Origin of the sequence: Haloferax sp. AS1, from assembly GCF_014530665.1 — an archaeon.
Lineage (GTDB): Archaea > Halobacteriota > Halobacteria > Halobacteriales > Haloferacaceae > Haloferax > Haloferax volcanii.
Genome location: NZ_SPSA01000001.1, coordinates 1,494,464 through 1,515,548 on the forward strand (window position 1 = coordinate 1,494,464; position 21,085 = coordinate 1,515,548).

Sequence of the window (21,085 nt, forward strand, 5' to 3'; positions counted from 1 at the left end):
CCGACGCTATCGGTCCGCCCAGCGACCGACGCGGTAGGTCGCCACAGTCTGTTCGGGGTCGGACCCGTGGGTCGTGCCGGACTCGTCGTCGCGCTCGAACACCCGGAGCGCGGCGTTCGTCGGGGCCGCCCCCCTCGCAACGTCGAACGTCGAGAGGTGGGTGCAGACGAGCGTGTCGGCCTCGAACGGTTCGAGGTCGGCGGGCGGCGACCGCCGAATCGGGATGTCGGCGTCGCGCCACCCGGTCCACGACGGCGACTGCGCGACGTTGTAGAACGCGGCGTCCTCGCGGGGCATCCGGACCTCGAACAGGAGGACGAACGAGTCGCCGTCGGCTTCCAGCAGGTCGTTCGAGTACTGCCCCTGCATCGCGCGGTCGGTGAACACGTCCCGCTGGTCGGCCGGCGGGTCCGAAAAGAGCCACCCGCGGAAATCGGCGTCGTCGGGGAACGACCCGGTCACGTACCGCTCGTCTGCCGGATGGAGTTTCGAGTGGCCGGTGTCGGCGTGGATGCGACCGCTTGTGGTCCGTCGGGCGTCAGCGAGACAGCCCGAGAGACCGGCAAGCGAGAGCGCGGCGGCGCTCGAAAGGAGGGCTCGGCGGTCCATGCAAGGAGGCTCGGAGGCCTCCGGGTTAACGTTTAATCCCACGTAATCCACAGGAGGACCCCCAGCGCGACCGCTTGGAGGACGTGGATTCCCATCAGCACCCGCCACGCCGCGGCGGGGACGGCCGTGGCGAACCAGACCGACAGCGTCGGGTCGACGAGGTAGTAGTAGAGCGCGAAGAGGCTCTGTGCGAGCAGAAAGACGCCGAAGACGACGAGACCGAGCGCGTGCTTCGACCGGAACAGCAGGTAGTTCCGCGCCCAGATGCCGAGCATGACGACGAGGAACGTGACGCTCGCGCCGAGCGAGAGCCGCGCGGCGTCGACCCAGACGCTCATGGCCGCCGCTGGGCGCGCGGCAGTCCGAATCGTCGGGGTCGTGTCGTCGTCATTCGTTGGAGAGGAGGTCGCTCGGAGGGGAAGCGTGGGGCTGAGCGAGGCCGACCGCCGGGCGGTCGGATGACTCGCCCCGGCTCAGTTGTCCGCGACGACGCTGAGGTCGAACGCGGCGTCGGCTGGCTCGTCGTCCGGCGTCAGGTAGCCGAGCGCGATGGCGGTGTAGGCGCGGCCGCCCTCGACCGCGACGTCGAACTCGGCGGCCACGTCGCCGTCGTTCGACTCCGTGTCGCCCCGAATCTGGAGCGTGTACTCGCCCGCGGGGACCTCGACGGTCGCGGCGTCGCCGAAGGCCGCGCCGTCGACGAGGGCGTCCCCGGAGCCAGCGACGGTCACGTCGACTGCGGGCGCGTCGGGAGAGGCGTGAAGCACCCGGACGCGGGCCATGTCGTCCGCGGGGGCCGAGCGGTCGTCTTCGAGGAGCGAGACGGCGAAGCCGTTTTCGGCCGCCGAGTCGAGCTCGCCGAGCGCCGCGGCGGTGTACGCGCCGGCCGCGAGGTCGAGCATCTCGTCGAAGACGACCGTGTCGGGCGCGTCGGTCGCGCGAATCGTCACTTGGTGCGAGCCGGCGGTCAGCGCGAGGTAGTCGCTGACCGCGCCGAACGGCACGTCCGAGAGCGCGACCGCGCCGTCGACGAGCACGTCGACGTTCGGCGCGTCAGGCGAGAGGTGCGCGGCGCGGAGCGACACGTCGCGCTGGACGAGTCCGCCGCCACCGGAGCCGGCGTCGACGGCCGCGACGGGCCGGAAGCCCGCGTCGGCTGGCTCGTCATCGGGCGACAGGTAGCCCGCCGCGAACACGGTGTAGACGGTGCCGCCGGCGAGTTCCACGTCGAACTCGGCGACCGCGTCGCCGTCGTTCGACTCCGTGTCGCCCCGGACCTGAAGCGCGTAAGTATCGGCCGGCACCTCGACGCTCCCGGACTGGGTGAAGGAGACACCGTCGAAAAGCACCGTATCGCCGGCGGTCACGTCGACGGCGGGTGCGTCGGGCGAGGCGTGGACCACCCGGACGCGGGCCGTGTCGTCGGCCGGGAGCGACACGTCGTCTTCGAGGACGAGCGGTTCGAACGTCTCCTCGGAGAGTTCGCCGACCGCGGCGACGGTGTAGGTCGCCTCGGCGACGTCGAGGTCGCCCTCGAAGGCGACTGTCGACTCGTCGCCGGCGGCGGTCACTTTCACCGTTCGGGTCCCGACGGGCACCGAGAGGTAGTCGCTGACCGCGCCGAACGGCACGTCCGAGAGCGCGACCGCGTCGTCGACGTACACGTCGACGTTCGGCGCGTCCGGCGAGAGATGCGCCACGCGGAGCATCGCCATTTCCGGCTCCGGCGTCGGCGTCGAGGTCGGCGTCGGCGTCGGCGTGGGGGTCGCCGTCGTGGTCGTCTCGGTTTCGTCGTCGGCCGTGCCGCCGCCCATACATCCTGCGAGTCCGCCCGCGATGGCGACGCCACCGAATCCACGGAGCACGTCGCGGCGTTTCATGTTCGTCATAGCGACAGGAGATGAGAGCGGCGATTGGGACATCACCGTTTTCCCAAATCTGACCAGAATATCCCCATAAATAAGTACGTTCGACGGGGATATCACGAATAAAAGAATATTCCCAACGGTTTTCGGAGGTCGTGAGAGGCCGTGCCAAGAAAAACGACGGACGGGGAGAGATGCGGCGACTCAGCCGAAGTCCGGCAGGTCGTCGGGCGCTTCGTACTCGGACTCCCAGTCGATGTAGTCGTCTTTGAGCACGTCGCACACGTCCTGTCCGAGTTCGGTGAGGCCGGCGTTGATGGACGACACCTCGCCCCACGAGGTGAGTTCGGGGTGGAGTTCGCGCTCCTTCCAGTCCTCGGGGATGCCCGGCGCGTGGTAGCCGACGCGGTCCGCGAAGTCGTCCCAGAAGAAGTCGAAGTGGGAGAGGAGGTCGAGGTCGAGGACGATTTCCCACTGCGCCTCGGTGACGGGCGTCTCGGCGGCCCACGCCTCGAAGGCGTCGGCCCACGCGCCGGCTTCGAGGAACTCCTCCAACTCGGCGCGCTTGAAGTCGGCGTCGGCCGCCACCTGCGCGTCGTCGTACTGGTTCGGGTCGACGGTCGGGAGCGACGGCGGAGCCGGGACGGGAACGTCGAGCATGGTCGCCAGTCGGTCGCCGCGGGGGAAAAGAGTTCGGCGCTGTCGTCGGTGGGAGTGTCCGCCCTACTCCATGCGCTCGATGACGGATTCGAGCTGGTCGGCGCGGGCGGCGACCGCCTCGGCGCGGAGTTCCTCTTCCTCGTCGGTCTCGCAGACGAGGCGGGGCACGGGCGTCGGCTTCCCGTCGTCGTCGAGCGCGACGAACGTCAGGAACGACGTGGTCGTCTTCCGTCGCTCGTCGGTCTTCGGGTTCTCGGCGTGCACGTCGACTTTCACGTCCACGCTGGTCCGACCGACGTTGAACACGTACGCCTCCATGACGGCCACCTCACCGAGGTCGATGGGGCTGATGAAGTCGACGTGGTCCATCGACGCGGTGACGCACTGGCGGTTCGAAAAGCGCATCGCTGCGATGGCCCCGCAGATGTCCATCCAGTGGAGGACCGCGCCACCGAGGGCTCGCCCGAGGTTGTTGGTGTCGTTCGGCAGGAGGAGTTCGGTCATCTCGGTGCGCGACTCGTCGAGCGTCGCGGTGGGTTCGCTCATGCGAGCAGGGTCACGCCGAGGGGGCTTGAAATCGTGGGGCGCGGCGGCGACGGCCCCGGGTCACTCGTCGAAGTCGGCGTCGAACGCCTCGGGCGACTGGCCGGCGGCGTCGAGCACTTCGTCGGAGACGAGAATCGGGCAGTCCACGCGGATGGCGAGGGCGATGGCGTCGCTCGGGCGCGCGTCGAAGACGACCGACCGCGCCTCTCCGTCGTGGTAGCGCTCGGCGTCGACCTTGGCGAGGAACGTGCCGTTCGAGAGGTCGTCGATGCGGATGCTGTCGATTGCCCCCCCGAACTCCGTCACCATCTCGACCAGGAGGTCGTGGGTCAGCGGGCGCTCGAACTGCTCGCCGGAGAGACCGAGTTGGATGGCCTGAGCCTGGTCCGACGTGATGACGATGGGCAGGAACTCGTCGCGCGCTTCAAGGACGACCGCCGGGACGTTCGAGCCGTCTTCGCCGACGCCGACCCCGATACCGCGGACCACGGCACGGTGTTTCATGCTACGTTGTAGTTGGGGGGAGTACGAATAGTTACCCCAGCGCGAATGGCCGGCCCGGTCGCCGTCGGCCCCCGCGGGGCCTCACCGTCGGGCGAACTGGACGGCCGCGACGACGAGCAGGATGACGAGGCCGCCGGCGAAGAAGGCGAGCCCCGGCGGGACGACCTGCGCCGCCGCGGGCGCGGCCTCCGCGGCCATCGTCGAGACCGCCCCGGCGTCGGCGGACTCCGCGGCACCGCCACCGCCGCCGAGGACGCCGACCCCGCGCGTGGCGACCCACTGGACGAGCGCCGACAGCAGCGCCAACACGGCGACGCCCCCGAGCAGGCTCGTCAGCATGGACGCCAGCCCCGTCCGGGTTTCCTCCCCCGCGGCGACGACGACGAGCGGCCTGTCGGCGGGCGCGTACACCTTCATCTCGCGGCCCTTCTCGGAGTAGACGGTGTCGACCACCTCGACGAGGCCCGCGTCGTCGAGCTTTCGGAGGTGGTACTGGACGTTCTGGAGCGACGTGTCGACGCGTTCCGCGAGCTCCGCGGCGTTCGTCGGCTCCTCGTGGAGCGCGGCGAGCACGCGGCGGGCCGTCCCCGACGAGAGCGCCGACAGGAGGTCCGACGCCTCGTCGTCTTCGAGTCCGATGACCCGCGGGGAGGACTCGTCCGCGGCGGAGGTGTCGGGGGTGGAGGGCAACAAACCGGCCATGGCGTGGAGTACTCCGCCGGAGGATACAAACCTGTTGTCCCGCCAGCCGAAAATCGCCGGCGCTCAGACGCCCTCGCTGACCACGAGGACGCGCAGGTCGTTGACGTTCGTCCCCGTCGCGCCGGACTCGACGAGCGCGCCGGCCTCTCGGAGCACCGGGAGCGCGTCGTTTCTCGCCAGCGCGGCGTGGGCGTCGCCCGCGGCGACCGACGAGGCGTCAACGACCGCGCCCGCGACCTCGGTCCCGCCGTCTTTTCCGTCGCTGTCGATGCTGGCGAGGACGGTCCCGTCGGAGAGTTCCGCGGCGGCCGCGAGGCAGAATTCGAGGTTCGGCCCGCCGTCGCCGTCGCCCCGGACCGTCACGGTGCACTCGCCGCCCGAGAGGACCACTGCGGGCGCGGTGATCGGATTTCCGGTCGCCAGCGCCTCCTCCGCGACGGCGACGTGGGTCTTCGCGGCCTCGCGCGCCTCGCCGCGCACGCGGGAGGAGAGGATGAGCGGGTCGTACCCGCGTTCGTCGGCCACCTCGCGGGCGGCGTCGAGCGCGGTGAACGTGTCCGCGAGGACGTGGTTCGTCACCCGGTCGAACACCGGGTCGCCGGGCTTCGGCGTCTCCGGCACGTCGCCCGCGGAGCCGCGGGCGAGGCGCGTGCGGACCGGTTTGGGCACGTCGAGGTCGAAGCGGTCCAGCACGTCGAGGGCGTCGTCGTAGGTCGTCTCGTCTGGCGCGGTCGGGCCGGAGGCGATGACGCCGAGGTCGTTTCCGACCACGTCCGAGAGGACGAGGCCGACGACCGTCGCGGGCGCGGCGAGTCGCGCGAGACCGCCGCCTTTCAGCGTCGAGACGTGCTTTCTGACCGCGTTGAGGTCGTGAATCTCCGCGCCGCTTTCGAGCAGTCTGTCGGTCGTCTCCTGCAACTCGGCGAGCGAGATGCCCTCGGCGGGGGCCGGGAGGACCGCGCTCGCGCCGCCCGTGATGGCCGCGAGGACGAGCGTCCGGTCGTCGAGGTCCGAAAGGAGGTCCACGAGTTTCCGGGTACTCTCGACGCCGCGCGCGGAGGGGACCGGGTGGTCGCCGGGGAGTCGCTCGATTCGCCCGTCGGGGCTCGGCGTCGGGTCCGGCGTCACCACGACGCCGTCGTCGATGCGGTCGCCGAGGACGGCTTCGAGGGCGTCGGCGACGCCGTCGCCGGCTTTGCCCCCGCCGACGACGAGGATTCGGTCGTAGGCGCTCAGGTCGTAGGTCTCGTCCGCGACGGTCAGCGCGTCGCCGTCGAGCGACACCGACTCGCGGACGACGCGGTCGGGAAGGACGGCCTCGACGCCGGCGCGGAGGCAGTCGATGGCCGTCTCGTGGGCGGGCGTCGGGGTTCGCGCGTCGAACTCCTGCATAGTTCGTGGGAGATGCCGACACGGATAAAAACCGTGGGGCGGTAAACCCGGCGATGAACGATTCGTCGCCCGGCGAGGGCCACGTCCGCGTCGTCGGCACGGCCCACGTCTCGGCCGACAGCGTCAGAGAGGTCGAAGAGACCGTCAGAGAGGAGCGTCCCGACGTCGTCGCGGTCGAACTCGACGAGGGGCGCTACCGACAGCTGAAGGGCGGAACGCCCGACGACATCGAAGCGCGCGACCTGCTCCGCGGCAACACCGTCTTCCAGTTTATCGCCTACTGGATGCTGTCGTACGTCCAGTCGCGGATGGGAGACAAGTTCGACGTGAAGCCCGGCGCGGACATGCTCGCGGCGGTCGAGACCGCCGAGGAAGAGGGTCTCGACGTGGCGCTCGTCGACCGCGACATCCAGGTGACCATCCAGCGCTTCTGGCAGCGGATGGGCACGCTCGAAAAGATGCGCATGGCCGGCGACCTCCTGTTCGGGGTCGCCGACGCCCGCGGGGTCGGCGCGGTGTTCGGCATCGCCGTCGGCGTCGTCCTCGGGCCGCTCGTCGGCCTGTTCGGGGGCGCGGTCGGCGTCACCGACCTCCTGTTGACGCGCACGGCCACGGCCGCAGTCTTCGGTGGCGTGGCCGCGTATCTGCTCTACACCGTCGCCTCGTTCTCTCTCGACGGCGACGACGCGATTCTCGCCGGCCTCGGCGGCGGCGCGGCAATCGGTATCGTCGCCGGCTTCGGCCTCGGAGTCGGTACCGGCTTCGTCTCCGGACTCCTCGGGAGCCTCGGCACCGCCATCGTCGGCAGCCTCGTCATCGGCGTCCTCGCGGGCGTCGTCGTGGGCGTCACCGTCGGCGCGGTCCTGAACGCCTTCGGCCTGTTCGCGCCCGTCGAGGGCGACGCCGACGCCGACTACGAGGAGTTCGACATGGCCGAACTGACCGACGGCGACGTGGTCTCGGCGATGATGGAGGAGTTCCGCCGGTTCAGTCCCGGCGGCGCGGAGGCGCTCATCGACGAGCGCGACGCCTACATCGCCCACCAGCTCGTCGCGCTCCGGCAGTCCGGCCGCCACGTCGTCGCCGTCGTCGGCGCGGGCCACCGCGAGGGCATCGAGAACTACCTCGAACACCCCGAGACGCTCCCGCCGATGGAGTCGCTCGTCGGCGTCGCGGAAAAAGACGGCTTCCCGTGGGGCAAGCTGCTCGGGTTCGGCGTTACCGCCGTGTTCGTCGCCTTCTTCGTCCTCCTCGCGATGGCCGGCGTCGGCAACGAACGACTCCTGACCATCTTCGGCGCGTGGTTCCTCATCAACGGCGTGTTCGCCGCCGCGCTCGCCAAGGTCGCCGGCGCGCGGTGGACCTCCGCCCTCGTCGGTGGCCTCGTCGCGTGGATGACCTCCATCAACCCGCTTCTCGCGCCCGGCTGGTTCACCGGCTACGTCGAACTCCGCCACACGCCGGTCAACGTCGGTGACATCGGCACGCTGAACGAACTGCTCGACGACGAGGAGACGCCCATCGTCGAGCTCGTCGGCCAGATGTTCGACGTGCCGCTGTTCAAGCTCATCATGGTCGTCGCCATGACGAACATCGGGAGCATCGTCGCGAGCTTCCTCTTCGTCACCTACGTCATCCCCGTCATCGCCTCCGACCTCGGCGGCGTCGCGGGCGTGACGAACCTGATGTTCGAGGGCGCGCGCAACAGCGCCGACCTCATCTGGAGGTCCCTGACGTGAACGTCTCGTTTTCCTCGCGCGAGCTCCGCGACCTGCTCGTCGCGTGGGTCGCGCTCGGCCTCGCCTTCGCCATCTTCTTCGCCGGCGGCGGCAACCGCACCATCCAACTGCTGACGAACGGGTCGTTCGGTCTCGCGCTCGTCGTGAGCCTCCTGACGGCCGGCGTGGGCTTTCTCCTCCACGAGGTCGCCCACAAGGTCGTCGCCGTCAGGTTCAATCAGGTGGCCGAGTTCCGCGCCGACTACGGCATGCTCGCGGTCGCCATCATGAGCGCGCTCGTCGGGTTCATCTTCGCCGCGCCCGGCGCGGTCTATCACCGCGGCGTGCTCACGGAGCGCGAACACGGCCTCATCGCCCTCGCGGGACCGGTGACGAACCTGCTGCTCCTCGTCGCGTTCGCGCCGGTGCTCGTCGTCGGCGTCCTCGTCGGCTCCGACGTAATCCAGCTCGTCGGCTCGCGCGGGCTCATCATCAACGCCTTCCTCGCGGCGTTCAACATGCTCCCGCTCGGCTCGCTCGACGGTAAGACGGTCCAGTCGTGGAGCACGCCGGTGTTCGCCGGCGTCCTCGTCCTGTCGATTCTCCTCACCGTCGGCCTGTTCCTGTTCGTCGGGTTCTGACCCGACCGGCGGGCGTTTCGGACAACCCCAATCGCGCTATTTCTGGCTCGTCTCGTTCTCGAAGTCGCGAGCGACCGCTAGCGTCGGACGGGAGAACAGAGAGCACTCGAAGGACTCGGGGCGCAGTCGGTACTCGGGGCGCTACGAGGACGAATGCGGGGAGAAGGGGACCGCACGAGTGCGGCGGGGACCGGTCGTCGAGGTCGAGATTCGGGGACGCTTGCGGCCGTGGAGTGCAGTTCGAGACGCGGGGTTGGATTGGGCTGTGTCTGATGTGGGCAGAGGTTGGCTGAAGTTGGCAGGGGTGAGTTGGGGTGGGCAGAGGTTGGCTGAGGTCGGTGTTCGGGTCGGAGTCGGGCAGGTGGACTGGTTTGCGGGCGGTTCGCGGTCGGGCAGGGGCAGGCGCGCCGTGAGAGAGGCCTGCGTCGGCGGGGAACCGAGACGAATCCGGGTTGGTCGTCCGCGTCGAGGACCGCGGTTTACTGCTGGCCGTGGTCGCGCCCGAGGACGAGCGCGACGGCGTGGAGGGCGATGAGGCCGACGAAGAGGGGGAGTTCGCCGGTCGAGAGGCCGCCGCTGAGGACGGGCAGGTACGCGAGGGGCAGCGCGACTGCCGACCAGAAGGCGACGGTTTCGAGGGGGGCGTACGCGAGGCGACCGACGGTCGATGCGAAGTCGAGCGCGATCGAGTCGTTCGTGGAGGGGATTCCGGACATCGTCACTTCTGCATACGACAGGGACCATAATATAAGGGACCGAGCGTTACCGTGAATTCGGGTCCTTTTTCGACCGTTCAAGGCCGGGTTACGGGAGACATTCTCTTTTCGTAACGTTTTACAAACGTCTCAAATCGCCCGAGAATATTTATCCGCTCGTCTCGTGCTTTTTCGCAAATATTGCAATAGCTGTCTATTATTCAATAACAATAGCTCGGAAGCGGGCGGTTAGGAGGGTCGTAGCGGGGGGCGTCTCGGAGCGCGCACGCTCGGCAGGAAGTGGGTAACCGAAGGGGGCGACGCCGGCCCACCGTCTATCCGTCGTCGGTCGGGTCGCCGGCGAACGCTCATCTATGCGAGAACGTGTATGATTCGTACCCTGTGATTTTATATTTCGGCCTATCTCGTACACGAACATGACGAACGACGACTCCGACGGGATGACCTACGCCGACGCGGGCGTCGACATCGAAGCGAGCGAGGCCGCGACCGCCGCGCTCGTCGCACAGGTCGGCGGCGGGTCGGGCGACTACGCCGGCCTGCTCGACATCGGCGACCGCTACCTCGGACTCGCCACCGACGGCGTCGGCACCAAACTGCTCGTCGCCGAAGCGCTCGACGACTACTCGACGGTCGGCATCGACTGCATCGCCATGAACGCCAACGACCTCGTCGCGGCCGGCGTTCGGCCCGTCGCGTTCGTGGACTACCTCGCGGTCGACGCCCCCGACGAGACGTTCGCCGAGCAGGTCGGACAGGGCCTCGCCGCGGGCGCAGAGGAGGCCGACATCGAACTCGTCGGCGGCGAAACCGCCGTCATGCCCGAGGTCATCAACGGCCTCGACCTCGCCGGCACCTGCGCGGGACTGGCGAAGAAAGACGCCATCTTCCCCGGCGAGGCCGAGGAAGGCGACGCGCTCGTCGGCTTCCCGTCGTCCGGCATCCACTCGAACGGTCTCACGCTCGCCCGCAAGGCCGCGACGGCCGACGGCGACTACGACGACGACTGGGACGGCGACGACTACGACACCGTCGGCGAGGCGCTCCTCGAACCGACGCGGCTCTACACCTACCTGCTCGACGACCTGCGCGCCGCCGAGACCAACGCCGCGGCCCACGTCACCGGCGGCGGGTGGACCAACCTCGAACGCATGGGCGAGTTCCGCTACGTCGTCGACGACGCGTTCGACCCCCAGCCGGTGTTCGAGTTCGTCCAAGAACGCGGCGGCGTCTCCGACGAGGAGATGCACACGACGTTCAACATGGGCACCGGCTTCGTCGCCGCGGTTCCCGAGGAGAACGCCGAGGCGCTCGTCGAGGCGACCGACGGCCGCGTCATCGGGCGCGTCGAGGCGGGCGACGGCGTCTCGATTCGCGGCCTCGACCTCTGAGGCCGGACCGAGCGCCGAATCGAACTGTTCGATGAGAAGCACTATTTTATCGATGTTCGCCATAGTGGTGGTGTGACTTCACCGCCACCGACTCCGAGCGGCCTCCCGCTCGTGGGCCACACCGTCGGCTTCGCGGCCGACCCGTTCGGCTTCGTCGCCGACCTCCTCGCGGACCACGGCGTCGAGGACGCGGTCGGACTCGACGTGGTGGGGATGGACGAGCTGTACGTCCTCGCCCACCCCGACCATTTCGAGCGGGCGTTCGTGACCGACCGCGACTCAATCGTCAAGGGCGGCGAGTTCGAGGCCGCCTTCGGCGACGCCGTCATCGCCGCCGAGGGCGACGAGTGGCGGCGACAGCGCGACGAGCTAGACCCCTTCTTCTGCTGGGACCGGGTCGACGACTACGCGTCCGTGATGCGCCGACAGGTCGAGCGCCGCCTGCGGACGTGGCCCGACGCGGGAACGCTGTCGCTCGAATCCGAGATGAAGGCGGTCACCTTGGACATCATCTTCGCCACCATCCTCGGCCGGGAACTCGACCGCGACGGCGACGAGCGGATTCGGTCGGCCGCCGACGGTCTCAACGGCCGCTTCGCGCCCGCGTCGTGGGTGCTGCCGTCGTGGGTGCCGACGCCGAGTCGACGCCGGTTCGACCGCGCCGACCGCGTCCTCCGCGAGGAGGTCCGAGAACTGGTCGAGACCGCCGCCGACGAGAGCCTCACGCGCCGCCTCGCCGACGCGCTCGGAACCGACGCAGACTACCCGACGACCGTCGAGTCGCTGGAGAACCAGCTCGTGGGCATGATTTTCGCCGGCCACGAGACGACCGCGCTCGCGCTCACCTACGCGCTGTACCTGCTCGCGACCCACCCCGAGACCCGCGAGCGCGCCGCCGCCGAGGTCGACCGCGTCGTCGGCGACGGCCCCGTGACCGCCGAGGCGACCCGGGAGCTTCCGGTGCTCGAACGCATCATCAAGGAGACGATTCGGCTCTATCCGCCGGTCCACACGCTCCCGCGAGAGACGGCGAAGCCGTTTCCGACCGGCGACCGGGTCATCCCGGCGGGCACGGACATCCACCTCTCGATCATCCGCATCCACCGCGACGAGCGGTGGTACGACGACCCGCTCGCGTTCCGGCCCGAGCGATGGGACGACGACACCGACCGACCCGCCTACGCCTATCTCCCCTTCGGGGCCGGACCGCGGAGCTGTCTCGGGCGAGCGTTCGCGCTCACGGAGGCGAAAATCGTGCTCGCGACCGTCCTCCGCGACTTCGACCTCGACTGGGGCGGCGACGGAGCGTTAGCAATCACGCCCGAAATGACGACCCAGCCGAAGGGAGAAACGCCGCTCGTCGTCCGGCGGCGGTGAGTCCGCAGCGGCGGGCTGTCGGGGACCGACCGTCGGTTCGGGGCCGCCTCAGATGTGGGCCGCGATGTCGGCCTCGGTGATGATACCGACCGTCTCGCCGCTTTCGACGACGATGATGGCCGAGTTGTGGTCGAGGTAGACGCCGATTTCGTCCAGCGTCGTCTCGGGTTCGACGGTCGTGACGCCCTCGGACATGACCTCGTTGACGGGACGGTCGGTGACGTCGTCCTCTTGGACGTGGCGGATGTCGGCGTTCGAGATGATGCCGAGCGGGCGGCCGTTCTCGATGACGGGCAACTGCGAGAAGCCGGCGTCGAGCATGATGTCGCGCGCCTCGCGGACGGAGTTGTCGGGGGCGACGCTCCGGACGGTCGTGTTCATGATGTCTTCCGCGCGCACGATGCGACCCTCGGCCTCGTCCAGCGCCTCGACGATGCGCCGGAGCGTCGAGAGGCGCGGGTCGACGTCGCCGCCTTCGATGCGGGCGATGAGCGGCTGTGAGACACCGGCCATGTCGGCGAGTTTGCTCTGCGTCAACTCCAAGGAGTTCCGCCGTTCCCTGAGGTCCTGCGGCGTGGGGAGTTCCATGCCGGAGTGATAACCCGTAGTTATGAAAAAGTGTTCCGGTCGCCCACCGGAGATGGGAGTCGCCGCGTTACTGCTCTTCGTCGGAGTCGAACTCGCGGATGTCGATGACGTCGAGAGGAACGTCGCGGAGCGCGCCGCCGACCTCGCTTTTGGCGATGCGGGAGGCGTGCTTCTCGCCGTCCGCGTTGAAAATCTTGATTTCGAGGAGCAGGCCGACGAGCGCGGTGTTGGCCGCGATGAACGCGGAGTCGAACGGTTCGCCACAGGCGGGACAGGGCGTCGCGCCGACTTCGACCTCGACGTACTCCTTGTCCTTCTGGTTGAGTCGCTTGCCGGCCTCGCTGACCGCGACGCCGATGGCGTCGTCGATGTCTTCTACGTCCCGGACCAACCAGGCCGCCTCCATCGCGACGAGATAGTTGCTCATACATACGTTACGCGCCGGTGGGGTTTCGTGTCTTGTGGTTCGAGTATCGGGGCGCGTGGGATTCACACGCCCGACGCGCGCACCGACCGCGACGCGACCGAATCCGCGATGCGTCCGAATTCGCGACGCTCCCGCCGCCCGACCGGGGCGCGCACGACCCGCGCATGCCACGGTGATTATCGCTATAACTTATAGAAAAGCACTCCGCGGGTCACGCGCGACCCACGCCGAATAGTCGGTCTAGTTGGTCTAGAGACAAGTTCGCTTTAATCGACAGACAGCGTCGGGGTGCTCCGCGTCGGATTGAGAGAAGATTTATATACTGGCACCGCCCGAGCCTCGACTGAGGACACGGTGATGATTCCCCGCCTAACCAAGTACGTCCTGTTCGCCGCCTACCAGCTATCGGTCGCGATGGGCATCGCGCTGCTCCCCGTCGCGCTCGCCGCCCGTCGGATGGGCGTGACCCTGCCGATTCGCCGGCTCGTGGAGACGACCGGAACCGCCTACGAACGCGCCGCGGCTCGCTAACGCGACTCGGGCGACTCCCTCCTTCCGACGCCGCTCACCGCGAGCGACCGCCTCGCGCGGCCGCCGCCGACACGCGTCTGACGCTTTGGCACCGGCAACGGAGAGGTGAAGGGTTGCATTTATCAGCGCCGAAGTGCAATCGCTGACAATGCGTACCCCGACTCACGACGAGTTCTCCGGCCGTCTCGACTCGCTGAACGGCGACCGCTCGAACGTGTTCGGCCCCGAGCTCGGCGAGTTCTCGAACGCCGACCGCCGCGCCGACGAACTCGGTGACAAAGAGACGAAGACCGGAACGACCACCGTCGGTATCAAGACCGAAGAGGGCGTCGTCCTCGCGACCGACATGCGCGCGAGCATGGGCTACATGGTCTCCTCGAAGGACGTCCAGAAGGTCGAAGAGATTCACCCGACGGGCGCGCTGACCATCGCCGGCTCCGTCTCGGCCGCCCAGTCGCTCATCAGCTCCCTCCGCGCCGAGGTCCGCCTGTACGAGGCTCGCCGCGGCGAGGACATGAGCATGCAGGCGCTGTCGACGCTCGTCGGCAACTTCCTCCGCTCGGGCGGGTTCTACGTCGTCCAGCCCATCCTCGGCGGCGTCGACGAGACCGGCCCGCACATTTACAGCATCGACCCCGCCGGCTCCATCCTCGAAGAGGAGTACACCGTCACCGGCTCCGGCAGTCAGTACGCCCTCGGTGTGCTCGAACAGGAGTTCGAAGACGGCCTCAGCATCGAGGAGGCGAAGGGAGTCGCCACGAAGGCCATCCGCTCGGCGGTCGAGCGCGACCTCGCCTCGGGCAACGGCATCAACATCGCCGTCGTCACCGAGGACGGCGTCGACATCCAGCGCCACCAGAACTTCGAAGGCCTCGAATAAGTCGCCCGCAGTCGGCGGTTTCTCTCCATTTTCGCGATTCGTGACCGGCGGGACTGGCCGGAACTCCCGCGGTGGGAGCCCCGCGACGAAACCGCCGTAACGGAGCCCGCGACGAAATCCCCGCGGCCGAATCCCTCGCTCAGTCGCCGCCCGGAAGCGGCCGCAAGAGCCCGTACCACGCCCGGTAGACGACCACGCCGAGGACGCGCCCGAAGCCGAGGCTGTACGTGAACGACTCGGTGCGGGGAAGCAGTCGGCGCTCGACCGCGAGGCCGACGAGGCTGACGACCAGCCCGCGACGCCGATTCGACCGAACCTTCCAGCAATCGCGGTCGTACGCCCACACCTGTCCGACTCCCCACGCTCCGCCGACGGCCAGTCCGCCCGGCGACAGCGGCGTCGGCTCGTGGGACTCGTCGTCACTGGAGCGGAGCAGACGGCGCATCGACACCATCCAGAGCGCGGTGAGAACTGCGATACCGAGTTGAGCGACCGCTTTCGTCCGACGGGAGACCATACGCGGTCTTCGCGGGACGCAGTAATAGTTATTTCTCCGACAAGACGTGAGAGCGTCGGCGGCCGGCGAGCACGGCCGCGAGCGTCGTCGCGGACGCGGGCGCTCGCGCCGTCAGAACCAGTCCGAGAACGCGCCTTCGAGCAGCGATTCGGACTGCCGTTCGACGTACTCGCGTTGCATCTCGCGGAGCGCCGCCCCGAAGTCGCCGCCGCCGTCGAGGGCGTCGCGGACGCGGGCGCGCTTCCAGTCGGCCGGCGTGACGCCCGTCTCGACGCGCTTTCGCAGGGGTTCGAGATAGTAGTTGGCCTCCTCCTCGGAACAGCCCGCGAGCCGAAGCCCGTCGCGGGCGTGGACGAGCAGGTCCTCGTAGAGCTCCGCGCCGGTCACGTCGTCGCCGTCGACATCTATCCACCGTAGGTCGCCGTGCGGCCCCTCGCGCATCGCGGTGTAGAAGTTCTCTTCGGCGGTCTCCCAGTCGAGGCCGATGACGGGATGGTCGAGTCGAGGGAGCCGTTCCATGAGCCCGGCGAAGGCCGCCTGGAACGCCACCGAGTCGCGGACGGTCGGCTGGCCCGCGATGGGTCGGAACTCGATGCGGGCGTTGGCCGACGACCGGGACGCGCCGTCGAACACCGGGCGGACCCACCGCCAGTAGGTGCCGTGTTTCCGGCGGAGCGTGGCGAAGTCGTCGTCGAAGCGGTCGCCGCGTTCGACCGACATGGGGACCATCGTGGAGTCCTCGACGACGCGGTCGACCGCGTCCTCGACGGTGTCGAGGTCGCCGGGGAAGGCGACCTTCTCGTGGTCGCCGGAGTTGAGCACCGACTCGAACACCGCGATGCGGTTTTCGTCCCACCCGTCGTCGAGAATTTCGTCGGCCGTCGCGTCCTCGTCGTAGAGGTCTGCGGGGAAGAACGGGGAGTTGACGCCGAGCGCGAGCAGCGGCCCGGCGACCCGCAGCGCGTAGTTGAAGTGGTACGGCAGGTCGTCGGCGTGCGGGACCTGATAGTGCGGCTGGATGGACGTGATGAGCGCCTCGGGCATCACGGTGTCCGCTTTCAGCGAGACGTGCGGCGCGTCGAGCGTGAACGACGCCGGGGCGGTCGGCCCGTTCGCCATCGCGTGGTAGCGCACGGAGTTGCTCATGTTCGTCGCGAGGCGGACGCCTCCGTCGGTGACGGAGTCGGTCAGGTACTCGCGGGCGCTCTCGCCGGCCGGCGGGATGCTCCACATCCCGTCGGAGACGAGGCGCATCCCCTCGGCGGCGGCGCAGTCGAGCGCGGCGTCGAGTCGGGCGCGGACCTCGGATTCCTGCGCGCGGAGGCCGTGGGGGTTCAGCGGTTGGGGGCTCGTGGTCATCTCGGCGTTGTGGAGTCCGAGTTCCTTCTCGAAGCCCATGAGGCCGAGCAGGCGGCGCGGGACCCGCATGAGCGCGTGCACGTCGTCTTCGCTCGCGGACCAGCGACCGTCGGAGACGGCGTAGAACTCGTACTCCAAGCCGACGATTGACTGGTGGTTATCGAAGGTCCCCTCGCGCAGTTCGCGCTTGAGCACCTCGGCGTCGGCTTTCGCTTGCGCTTCGAACTCGGCCGCGTCGACCGCGAGCACGTCTTCGACGCGCTCTGCGAGGTCGTCGCTCATACCCGGCGTTCTGGCGTCGAACGCCTTCAACTTCCCGGCACTCCGGACGTTCGACAGCGAATCACATCCCCGACGACTGTCGAGACGCTTTTGCCCCGCGCGGCGATACCCACGGACGATGCAGTTCGCCGAGTTCGCCGCCCGCGCCGCCGAGATAGAAGCCGAGCCAGCGGACCTCGCGGTCGTCTCGCTCCTCTCAGACCTCTTTTCCGACGCCGGCGACGACCTCCCGACGGTCGCCCGGTTCGTCCAAGGTCGCGTCTTCCCGGCGTGGGACTCGACCACGCTCGACATCGGCCCGCGGCTCTGCCACGAGGCCATCGCCCGCGCCGCCGGCCCGAACGTCTCGGCCGACGACGTGGAGGACCGCCTCGCCGACCGCGGCGAAATCGGCGCGGTCGCCGCGAGCTACGACTTCGGCGGCCAGCGCGGCCTCGCCGCCTTCGGCTCGGGCGAACAGGACGGCCTGACCGTCGCCGAAGTCGATTCGGAGCTCCGCGCCCTCGCGGCCGCCTCCGGCTCCGGCAGCGAGGAGACGAAGCTCAAGACGCTCTACGGCCTGTTCAACCGGACCGACCCCGACGAGGCGCGCTTCCTCGCGCGGCTCGTCCTCTCCGAGATGCGCATCGGCGTCGGCGAGGGGACCGTCCGCGACGCCGTCGCGGAGGCGTTCCTGGTCGCCCCCGCGGACGCCGCCGCCATCCGCGACGACGACGCCGACTCGGAGACCGAAGCCGCCGCCCGCGAGCGCAGAAACGAGGCCATCGCCGCCGTCGCCCGCGCCTTGCAGGTGTCGAACGACTACGGCATGGTCGCCGGACTCGCCCGCGACGAGGGCGAAGCCGGGCTCGACGGGGTTCGCCTCGAAGTGGGCCGCCCCGTGCAAGCGATGCTGGCACAGGCCGGCACCGCCGCCGACGCGCTCGACGAGTGGGGAACCGCCGCGGTCGAGACCAAGTTCGACGGCGCGCGCGTGCAGGTCCACCGCGACGCCGACGGCGAGGTGTCGCTGTTTTCGCGCAACATGGAGGACGTGACCGACGCGCTCCCCGAGGTGGTCGAGTTCGTCGCCGGCGCGGTCGACGACCCCGTCATCCTCGACGGCGAGGTCGTGGCGATGGACGACGGCGGCGAGCCCCTGCCGTTTCAGGAGATTCTCCGTCGCTTCCGCCGAAAACACGACGTGGGACGGATGCGCGAGGAGGTCCGGGTCGAACTCCGGGCGTTCGACTGCCTGCACGCCGCCGGCGACGACCTCCTGGCCGACCCGCTTGCCGCCCGCCACGACCGACTGACCGCGCTCCTCGGTGACGACTCACCGGCCGTCTCGGACCTGCTCCTCTCGGACGACCCCGACGAAATCGCCGCCTACGAGGCCGACGCCCTCGACGCCGGCCACGAGGGTATCATGCTGAAGAACCCCGACGCGCCGTACTCGCCGGGCGACCGCGGGAAGAACTGGCTGAAGCGCAAGCCCGACGTGGAGACGCTGGACCTCGTCGTCACCGGCGCGGAGTGGGGCGAGGGTCGCCGCGCGGAGTTCCTCGGGACGTTCCTGCTTTCGGCCCGCGTCGAAGCCGAGTCCGGGGACGACGCCTTCGAGACCATCGGCAAGGTCGCCACGGGCATCACCGACGAGGAGTTGGCCGAGTTGACCGACCTCCTCGAACCCGAAATCGAACGCGAGGCGGGCAAGGAGGTCGACATCCGCCCGTCGGTCGTCTTCGAAGTCGGCTACGAGGAGATTCAGGCCTCGCCGACGTACTCCTCGGGCTACGCGCTTCGGTTCCCGCGGTTCGTCACCGTCCGCGAGGACAAGACCGCCGAGACGGCCGACTCGCTGGACCGCGTGGAGCGACTGGCCGACTCGCAGTGAGCGATGCTCGCGGCGGGTCGCGCCCAAAGAGATATACTGTGCTAAAATCCACAGGTTCACACAAATGCCCTCCACGGACGTTAACGCCCTCCTGAAGCCGCTCGCGCTCTATACGGGGCTCCTCGGGCTGGTTACTGTCGGTGCGGTGTATCTCGCCACGCACTCGGGGCTGTACCTGCTGGCGTTGACGGGGGCCGGCGTGCTCCTCGTCGTGCTCGGCGGCGGCGCAGTCGGGCAGATGGGTCCGAGCAACGTCGAACACGCGGGCGAGAAGGGCGGGACGAACAGGGTCGTCTCGAACGCGGGGCTGTGGTCGCCCGTCGAGACGGACACGTCGCTCCGACTCGCCCTCCTGTGCTACGGGGCCGGCGTGTTCCTGTGGAGCCTCGTCGTGTTCGGCGTCCTGCGCGACACGCTCGTCTGAGCGGGACCCCGCGAATCCGCCACTGTCGCTCGCCACCCGTCACCCGCCACCGCCACCCGCCGCCCGTCCGCACCGGCCGACTCTCACCGAGAGCCGCGCTTTTTACCCCTCGGTCCGAGGTATCGCGTATGACCATCAAACACGACGGCCTCGACGTGTCGTGGCTCGGCTACGCGACCGTCAGAATCGAGTCGCCCGACGGCTTCGTCGTCTACTTCGACCCCGGCCGCTACGGCGTCCTCGACGACTACTACGCCCGCGACGGCGACCTGATTTTGGTCACGCACAACCACCACTACGACTCCGACGCCATCGAGCAGGTCGCAGACGCCGACGCGACCGTCGTCGCGTTCGAGGGGGTCGACGCGGCGACTATCGACCGCGACGTGGTGCCGGTCGAGGACCTCCCCTACGAGACGGTCCGCGTGGACGAGGAAGCCCACCTCACCGTCGGTGAGGTCGACGTGTGGTCGCTCCCGGCGTTCAACGACCCCGACGGCCCGCATCTCCGCGACGGCGACGTGGTTCACCCGCAGGGGTTCGGCTGCGGCTTCCACATCTCGATTGCCGACCGAACCGTCTTCTGGCCCGGCGACTCCGACGTGCTCGAAGGCCACAAACATCTCGAAGTGTCGCTGTTTCTCGCCAACATCGGCGGCTCGGTCGTGATGGACCGCCGCGAGGCCGCCGACCTCGCGGAGACGCTCGACCCGGACCTCGTGCTTCCGATTCACTACGACACGATTCCGCTTCTCGAAACCGACCCGGACGCCTTCGTCGTGGACGTGGCGAACCGCGGTATCCCGGTCGTCCTCGACGACCCCGACCAGGTCTGAGGCGGCGACGGCGGGACCGACAGCCGGGCAGACAGACAACCAGACGGACTGGCGAATGGACCGAACGATTTTGCCGCGTCGGGCCGTCGGTTCGCGTATGGACCTCGACTACGGCATGCTCGGCGGCCGGCGGCCCTACTACCGCTTCGGTGACGCCGACGCCGACCCGCTCGTGGTGCTTCCCGGCCTCTCCGACGCCTTCCAGCGCATCGACCCGAACCGCGGGACTGCGGCGGCGCTCGCCGGCCTGTTCCGCGAGTTCGACGACCGCGACGTGTGGGTGGTCGGCCGCCCGCGACACCTCCCGGTCGGCTCGACCACCCGCGACATGGCCGCGGGCTACGCCGGCGTCATCGACGAACAGGACCTCTGGCCGGCCGACGTTATCGGCGTCTCGATGGGCGGCCTCGTCGCCCAGTACCTCGCCGCCGACTACGGCGACTACGTGGACTCGCTGGCGGTCGTCGCCGCCGGGACGCGACTCGGCGGCCACGGCGAGAACGTCGTGACGCGCTGGCGCTCGCTGGCGGGCAAGAGCCGGTGGGCCGAGGTCGTCGCGGACGCGGAGCGGGAGTCCGCGACCGGCCTCGAAGCGACGGTCGCCCCGGCGCTCATCGAGGCGGCCGGCCGGGTCGTCGACTTCCGGCCCGCCGTCCCCGCCGACGCGGTCGTCTCCTGTACGGCCTGTCTCGAACACGACTCCCGAGAGATACTCGGTGACATCGACGCGTCGACGCTCGTCGCCGCCGGGAAGGCAGACCGACTGTTCCCCGAACCGCGGATTCGAGAACTCAAAGGCGGCGTCGCGGACGCGACGCTCGCGCTGTTCTCCGGGGCGGGTCACGACCTCGCGACGAGCGAGCCGCGAACACTGAACGGCGTGGTCAGACGCTATTTCGACGGATTCCGCGGCGACGGGCTGTATCCGTAAGCGCGAACCGCGAGCCGCGACGCCACCGAACCGAATCCGAACCCTCCGCGCGGCGACAGGCTCATACAGCGGGCGACCGTCGAACCGCCATGCGCGACGCCCTCCGGTCGAGCCCGCTTTTCAGTGTTCGTCGGCTCTTCATCTGTCTCGCCGCCACGCTCGTCGTCCTGACGACCGACGCGCTGTTTTTTCACATCAAACCCATCCAAACCACCGCGGGGTTCGCGACCGAGCTGGCGATTCACACCCTCGGCTTCTACGGCGGGTTCACTATCGTGGCGCTGTTCAATCTGACCGAAACGAGGTAGAAAAA

General features: G+C 69.0%; 24 protein-coding genes. 11 read left to right on the top strand and 13 right to left on the bottom strand.

The window, feature by feature from the left end:
* Positions 1 to 6 precede the first annotated feature (6 nt).
* The 8 genes from E4P24_RS08005 to E4P24_RS08040 all read right to left on the bottom strand — a co-directional run bounded on the left by E4P24_RS08005 (position 7) and on the right by E4P24_RS08040 (position 6,278).
* Positions 7 to 609 (bottom strand): hypothetical protein, encoded by a 603-nt coding sequence (locus E4P24_RS08005; protein WP_188148333.1) that lies wholly within the window; start codon positions 607 to 609, stop codon positions 7 to 9.
* A 32-nt stretch (positions 610 to 641) separates the two neighbouring features.
* A complete protein-coding gene (locus E4P24_RS08010; protein WP_188148334.1) occupies positions 642 to 947 on the bottom strand; it encodes a hypothetical protein in 306 nt (101 codons plus the stop codon).
* A gap of 135 nt (positions 948 to 1,082) precedes the next feature.
* Complete coding sequence (locus E4P24_RS08015; protein WP_188148335.1) at positions 1,083 to 2,498, bottom strand: DUF4397 domain-containing protein; 1,416 nt, start codon at positions 2,496 to 2,498, stop codon at positions 1,083 to 1,085.
* Between the two features lie 180 nt (positions 2,499 to 2,678).
* Positions 2,679 to 3,134 (bottom strand): hypothetical protein, encoded by a 456-nt coding sequence (locus E4P24_RS08020; protein WP_004063257.1) that lies wholly within the window; start codon positions 3,132 to 3,134, stop codon positions 2,679 to 2,681.
* A 63-nt stretch (positions 3,135 to 3,197) separates the two neighbouring features.
* A complete protein-coding gene (locus E4P24_RS08025; RefSeq protein ID WP_004063256.1) occupies positions 3,198 to 3,680 on the bottom strand; it encodes an acyl-CoA thioesterase in 483 nt (160 codons plus the stop codon).
* A 60-nt stretch (positions 3,681 to 3,740) separates the two neighbouring features.
* Positions 3,741 to 4,184 carry a bifunctional nuclease family protein gene (locus E4P24_RS08030; protein WP_004041429.1) on the bottom strand — a complete coding sequence of 148 codons (444 nt, stop codon included), beginning with the start codon at positions 4,182 to 4,184 and terminating at the stop codon, positions 3,741 to 3,743.
* Between the two features lie 81 nt (positions 4,185 to 4,265).
* A complete protein-coding gene (locus tag E4P24_RS08035; RefSeq protein WP_115802611.1) occupies positions 4,266 to 4,886 on the bottom strand; it encodes a winged helix-turn-helix domain-containing protein in 621 nt (206 codons plus the stop codon).
* Positions 4,887 to 4,949: 63 nt separating this feature from the next.
* Entirely contained in the window at positions 4,950 to 6,278 is a 1,329-nt protein-coding gene (locus E4P24_RS08040; RefSeq protein ID WP_188148336.1) for a glycerate kinase, read from the bottom strand.
* Positions 6,279 to 6,331: 53 nt separating this feature from the next.
* On the opposite strand from E4P24_RS08040, the gene E4P24_RS08045 reads away from it, so the two are divergent.
* Together E4P24_RS08045 and E4P24_RS08050 are read left to right on the top strand one after the other, a co-directional pair.
* Positions 6,332 to 8,017, top strand: a complete 1,686-nt coding sequence (locus E4P24_RS08045; RefSeq protein ID WP_188148337.1) for a TraB/GumN family protein — start codon at positions 6,332 to 6,334, stop codon at positions 8,015 to 8,017.
* Positions 8,014 to 8,637 (top strand): hypothetical protein, encoded by a 624-nt coding sequence (locus E4P24_RS08050; protein ID WP_004063252.1) that lies wholly within the window; start codon positions 8,014 to 8,016, stop codon positions 8,635 to 8,637. Before E4P24_RS08045 ends, E4P24_RS08050 begins: the two co-directional genes overlap by 4 nt.
* Positions 8,638 to 9,116: 479 nt before the next feature.
* Here E4P24_RS08050 and E4P24_RS08055 read toward each other — a convergent pair whose 3' ends face one another.
* Complete coding sequence (locus tag E4P24_RS08055) at positions 9,117 to 9,353, bottom strand: hypothetical protein (RefSeq protein WP_115802614.1); 237 nt, start codon at positions 9,351 to 9,353, stop codon at positions 9,117 to 9,119.
* 416 nt (positions 9,354 to 9,769) lie between these two features.
* Here E4P24_RS08055 and purM point away from each other — a divergent pair, with 416 nt between their 5' ends.
* Both purM and E4P24_RS08065 read left to right on the top strand, forming a co-directional pair.
* Positions 9,770 to 10,744 carry a phosphoribosylformylglycinamidine cyclo-ligase gene (purM, locus tag E4P24_RS08060; RefSeq protein WP_115802615.1) on the top strand — a complete coding sequence of 325 codons (975 nt, stop codon included), beginning with the start codon at positions 9,770 to 9,772 and terminating at the stop codon, positions 10,742 to 10,744.
* Between the two features lie 72 nt (positions 10,745 to 10,816).
* On the top strand, positions 10,817 to 12,121 hold the full coding sequence (locus E4P24_RS08065) for a cytochrome P450 (RefSeq protein ID WP_188148338.1): 1,305 nt from the start codon (positions 10,817 to 10,819) through the stop codon (positions 12,119 to 12,121).
* Positions 12,122 to 12,169: 48 nt separating this feature from the next.
* On the opposite strand, the gene E4P24_RS08070 is transcribed toward E4P24_RS08065, so the two are convergent.
* Complete coding sequence (locus E4P24_RS08070) at positions 12,170 to 12,709, bottom strand: CBS domain-containing protein (protein ID WP_004041437.1); 540 nt, start codon at positions 12,707 to 12,709, stop codon at positions 12,170 to 12,172.
* Positions 12,710 to 12,776: 67 nt separating this feature from the next.
* A complete protein-coding gene (locus E4P24_RS08075) occupies positions 12,777 to 13,136 on the bottom strand; it encodes a DUF555 domain-containing protein (protein ID WP_004041438.1) in 360 nt (119 codons plus the stop codon).
* Positions 13,137 to 13,493: 357 nt separating this feature from the next.
* On the opposite strand from E4P24_RS08075, the gene E4P24_RS08080 reads away from it, so the two are divergent.
* Both E4P24_RS08080 and psmB read left to right on the top strand, forming a co-directional pair.
* Positions 13,494 to 13,667 (top strand): hypothetical protein, encoded by a 174-nt coding sequence (locus E4P24_RS08080; protein ID WP_004063248.1) that lies wholly within the window; start codon positions 13,494 to 13,496, stop codon positions 13,665 to 13,667.
* A gap of 148 nt (positions 13,668 to 13,815) precedes the next feature.
* Positions 13,816 to 14,547: a proteasome endopeptidase complex subunit beta gene (gene psmB / locus E4P24_RS08085; protein WP_004041440.1), complete on the top strand. Its 732-nt coding sequence runs from the start codon at positions 13,816 to 13,818 to the stop codon at positions 14,545 to 14,547.
* Positions 14,548 to 14,686: 139 nt separating this feature from the next.
* Here the strand turns inward: psmB and E4P24_RS08090 are convergent, their stop codons facing one another.
* Both E4P24_RS08090 and E4P24_RS08095 read right to left on the bottom strand, forming a co-directional pair.
* Positions 14,687 to 15,064 (bottom strand): hypothetical protein, encoded by a 378-nt coding sequence (locus E4P24_RS08090; protein ID WP_004041441.1) that lies wholly within the window; start codon positions 15,062 to 15,064, stop codon positions 14,687 to 14,689.
* Positions 15,065 to 15,175: 111 nt separating this feature from the next.
* Entirely contained in the window at positions 15,176 to 16,705 is a 1,530-nt protein-coding gene (locus tag E4P24_RS08095) for a hypothetical protein (protein ID WP_115802617.1), read from the bottom strand.
* A gap of 118 nt (positions 16,706 to 16,823) precedes the next feature.
* On the opposite strand from E4P24_RS08095, the gene ligA reads away from it, so the two are divergent.
* The 5 genes from ligA (at position 16,824) to E4P24_RS08120 (ending at position 21,080) form a co-directional block, all read left to right on the top strand.
* Positions 16,824 to 18,581, top strand: coding sequence for an ATP-dependent DNA ligase LigA (ligA, locus tag E4P24_RS08100; RefSeq protein ID WP_115891245.1), 1,758 nt, complete (start codon positions 16,824 to 16,826; stop codon positions 18,579 to 18,581).
* Between the two features lie 64 nt (positions 18,582 to 18,645).
* Positions 18,646 to 19,005: a hypothetical protein gene (locus tag E4P24_RS08105; RefSeq protein WP_115802619.1), complete on the top strand. Its 360-nt coding sequence runs from the start codon at positions 18,646 to 18,648 to the stop codon at positions 19,003 to 19,005.
* 128 nt (positions 19,006 to 19,133) lie between these two features.
* Entirely contained in the window at positions 19,134 to 19,841 is a 708-nt protein-coding gene (locus E4P24_RS08110) for an MBL fold metallo-hydrolase (RefSeq protein WP_004063244.1), read from the top strand.
* 97 nt (positions 19,842 to 19,938) lie between these two features.
* On the top strand, positions 19,939 to 20,772 hold the full coding sequence (locus E4P24_RS08115; protein WP_115802621.1) for an alpha/beta fold hydrolase: 834 nt from the start codon (positions 19,939 to 19,941) through the stop codon (positions 20,770 to 20,772).
* Between the two features lie 89 nt (positions 20,773 to 20,861).
* The gene (locus tag E4P24_RS08120; protein WP_004041448.1) at positions 20,862 to 21,080 is read left to right on the top strand and encodes a hypothetical protein; all 219 of its coding nucleotides are present in this window, start codon (positions 20,862 to 20,864) and stop codon (positions 21,078 to 21,080) included.
* The last annotated feature ends 5 nt before the right edge of the window (positions 21,081 to 21,085 follow it).

Bases quoted from the DNA above. Each gene is read 5' to 3' on its own strand.
- psmB (WP_004041440.1), top strand. From the start codon at position 13,816: ATGCGTACCCCGACTCACGACGAGTTCTCCGGCCGTCTCGACTCGCTG.
- E4P24_RS08020 (WP_004063257.1), bottom strand. From the start codon at position 3,134: ATGCTCGACGTTCCCGTCCCGGCTCCGCCGTCGCTCCCGACCGTCGAC.
- E4P24_RS08075 (WP_004041438.1), bottom strand. From the start codon at position 13,136: ATGAGCAACTATCTCGTCGCGATGGAGGCGGCCTGGTTGGTCCGGGAC.
- E4P24_RS08110 (WP_004063244.1), top strand. From the start codon at position 19,134: ATGACCATCAAACACGACGGCCTCGACGTGTCGTGGCTCGGCTACGCG.
- E4P24_RS08095 (WP_115802617.1), bottom strand. From the start codon at position 16,705: ATGAGCGACGACCTCGCAGAGCGCGTCGAAGACGTGCTCGCGGTCGAC.
- E4P24_RS08070 (WP_004041437.1), bottom strand. From the start codon at position 12,709: ATGGAACTCCCCACGCCGCAGGACCTCAGGGAACGGCGGAACTCCTTG.
- E4P24_RS08045 (WP_188148337.1), top strand. From the start codon at position 6,332: ATGAACGATTCGTCGCCCGGCGAGGGCCACGTCCGCGTCGTCGGCACG.
- E4P24_RS08025 (WP_004063256.1), bottom strand. From the start codon at position 3,680: ATGAGCGAACCCACCGCGACGCTCGACGAGTCGCGCACCGAGATGACC.
- E4P24_RS08090 (WP_004041441.1), bottom strand. From the start codon at position 15,064: ATGGTCTCCCGTCGGACGAAAGCGGTCGCTCAACTCGGTATCGCAGTT.
- E4P24_RS08080 (WP_004063248.1), top strand. From the start codon at position 13,494: ATGATTCCCCGCCTAACCAAGTACGTCCTGTTCGCCGCCTACCAGCTA.
- E4P24_RS08115 (WP_115802621.1), top strand. From the start codon at position 19,939: ATGGACCTCGACTACGGCATGCTCGGCGGCCGGCGGCCCTACTACCGC.
- purM (WP_115802615.1), top strand. From the start codon at position 9,770: ATGACGAACGACGACTCCGACGGGATGACCTACGCCGACGCGGGCGTC.
- E4P24_RS08055 (WP_115802614.1), bottom strand. From the start codon at position 9,353: ATGTCCGGAATCCCCTCCACGAACGACTCGATCGCGCTCGACTTCGCA.
- E4P24_RS08105 (WP_115802619.1), top strand. From the start codon at position 18,646: ATGCCCTCCACGGACGTTAACGCCCTCCTGAAGCCGCTCGCGCTCTAT.
- E4P24_RS08015 (WP_188148335.1), bottom strand. From the start codon at position 2,498: ATGACGAACATGAAACGCCGCGACGTGCTCCGTGGATTCGGTGGCGTC.
- E4P24_RS08040 (WP_188148336.1), bottom strand. From the start codon at position 6,278: ATGCAGGAGTTCGACGCGCGAACCCCGACGCCCGCCCACGAGACGGCC.
- E4P24_RS08005 (WP_188148333.1), bottom strand. From the start codon at position 609: ATGGACCGCCGAGCCCTCCTTTCGAGCGCCGCCGCGCTCTCGCTTGCC.
- ligA (WP_115891245.1), top strand. From the start codon at position 16,824: ATGCAGTTCGCCGAGTTCGCCGCCCGCGCCGCCGAGATAGAAGCCGAG.
- E4P24_RS08120 (WP_004041448.1), top strand. From the start codon at position 20,862: ATGCGCGACGCCCTCCGGTCGAGCCCGCTTTTCAGTGTTCGTCGGCTC.
- E4P24_RS08010 (WP_188148334.1), bottom strand. From the start codon at position 947: ATGAGCGTCTGGGTCGACGCCGCGCGGCTCTCGCTCGGCGCGAGCGTC.
- E4P24_RS08030 (WP_004041429.1), bottom strand. From the start codon at position 4,184: ATGAAACACCGTGCCGTGGTCCGCGGTATCGGGGTCGGCGTCGGCGAA.
- E4P24_RS08035 (WP_115802611.1), bottom strand. From the start codon at position 4,886: ATGGCCGGTTTGTTGCCCTCCACCCCCGACACCTCCGCCGCGGACGAG.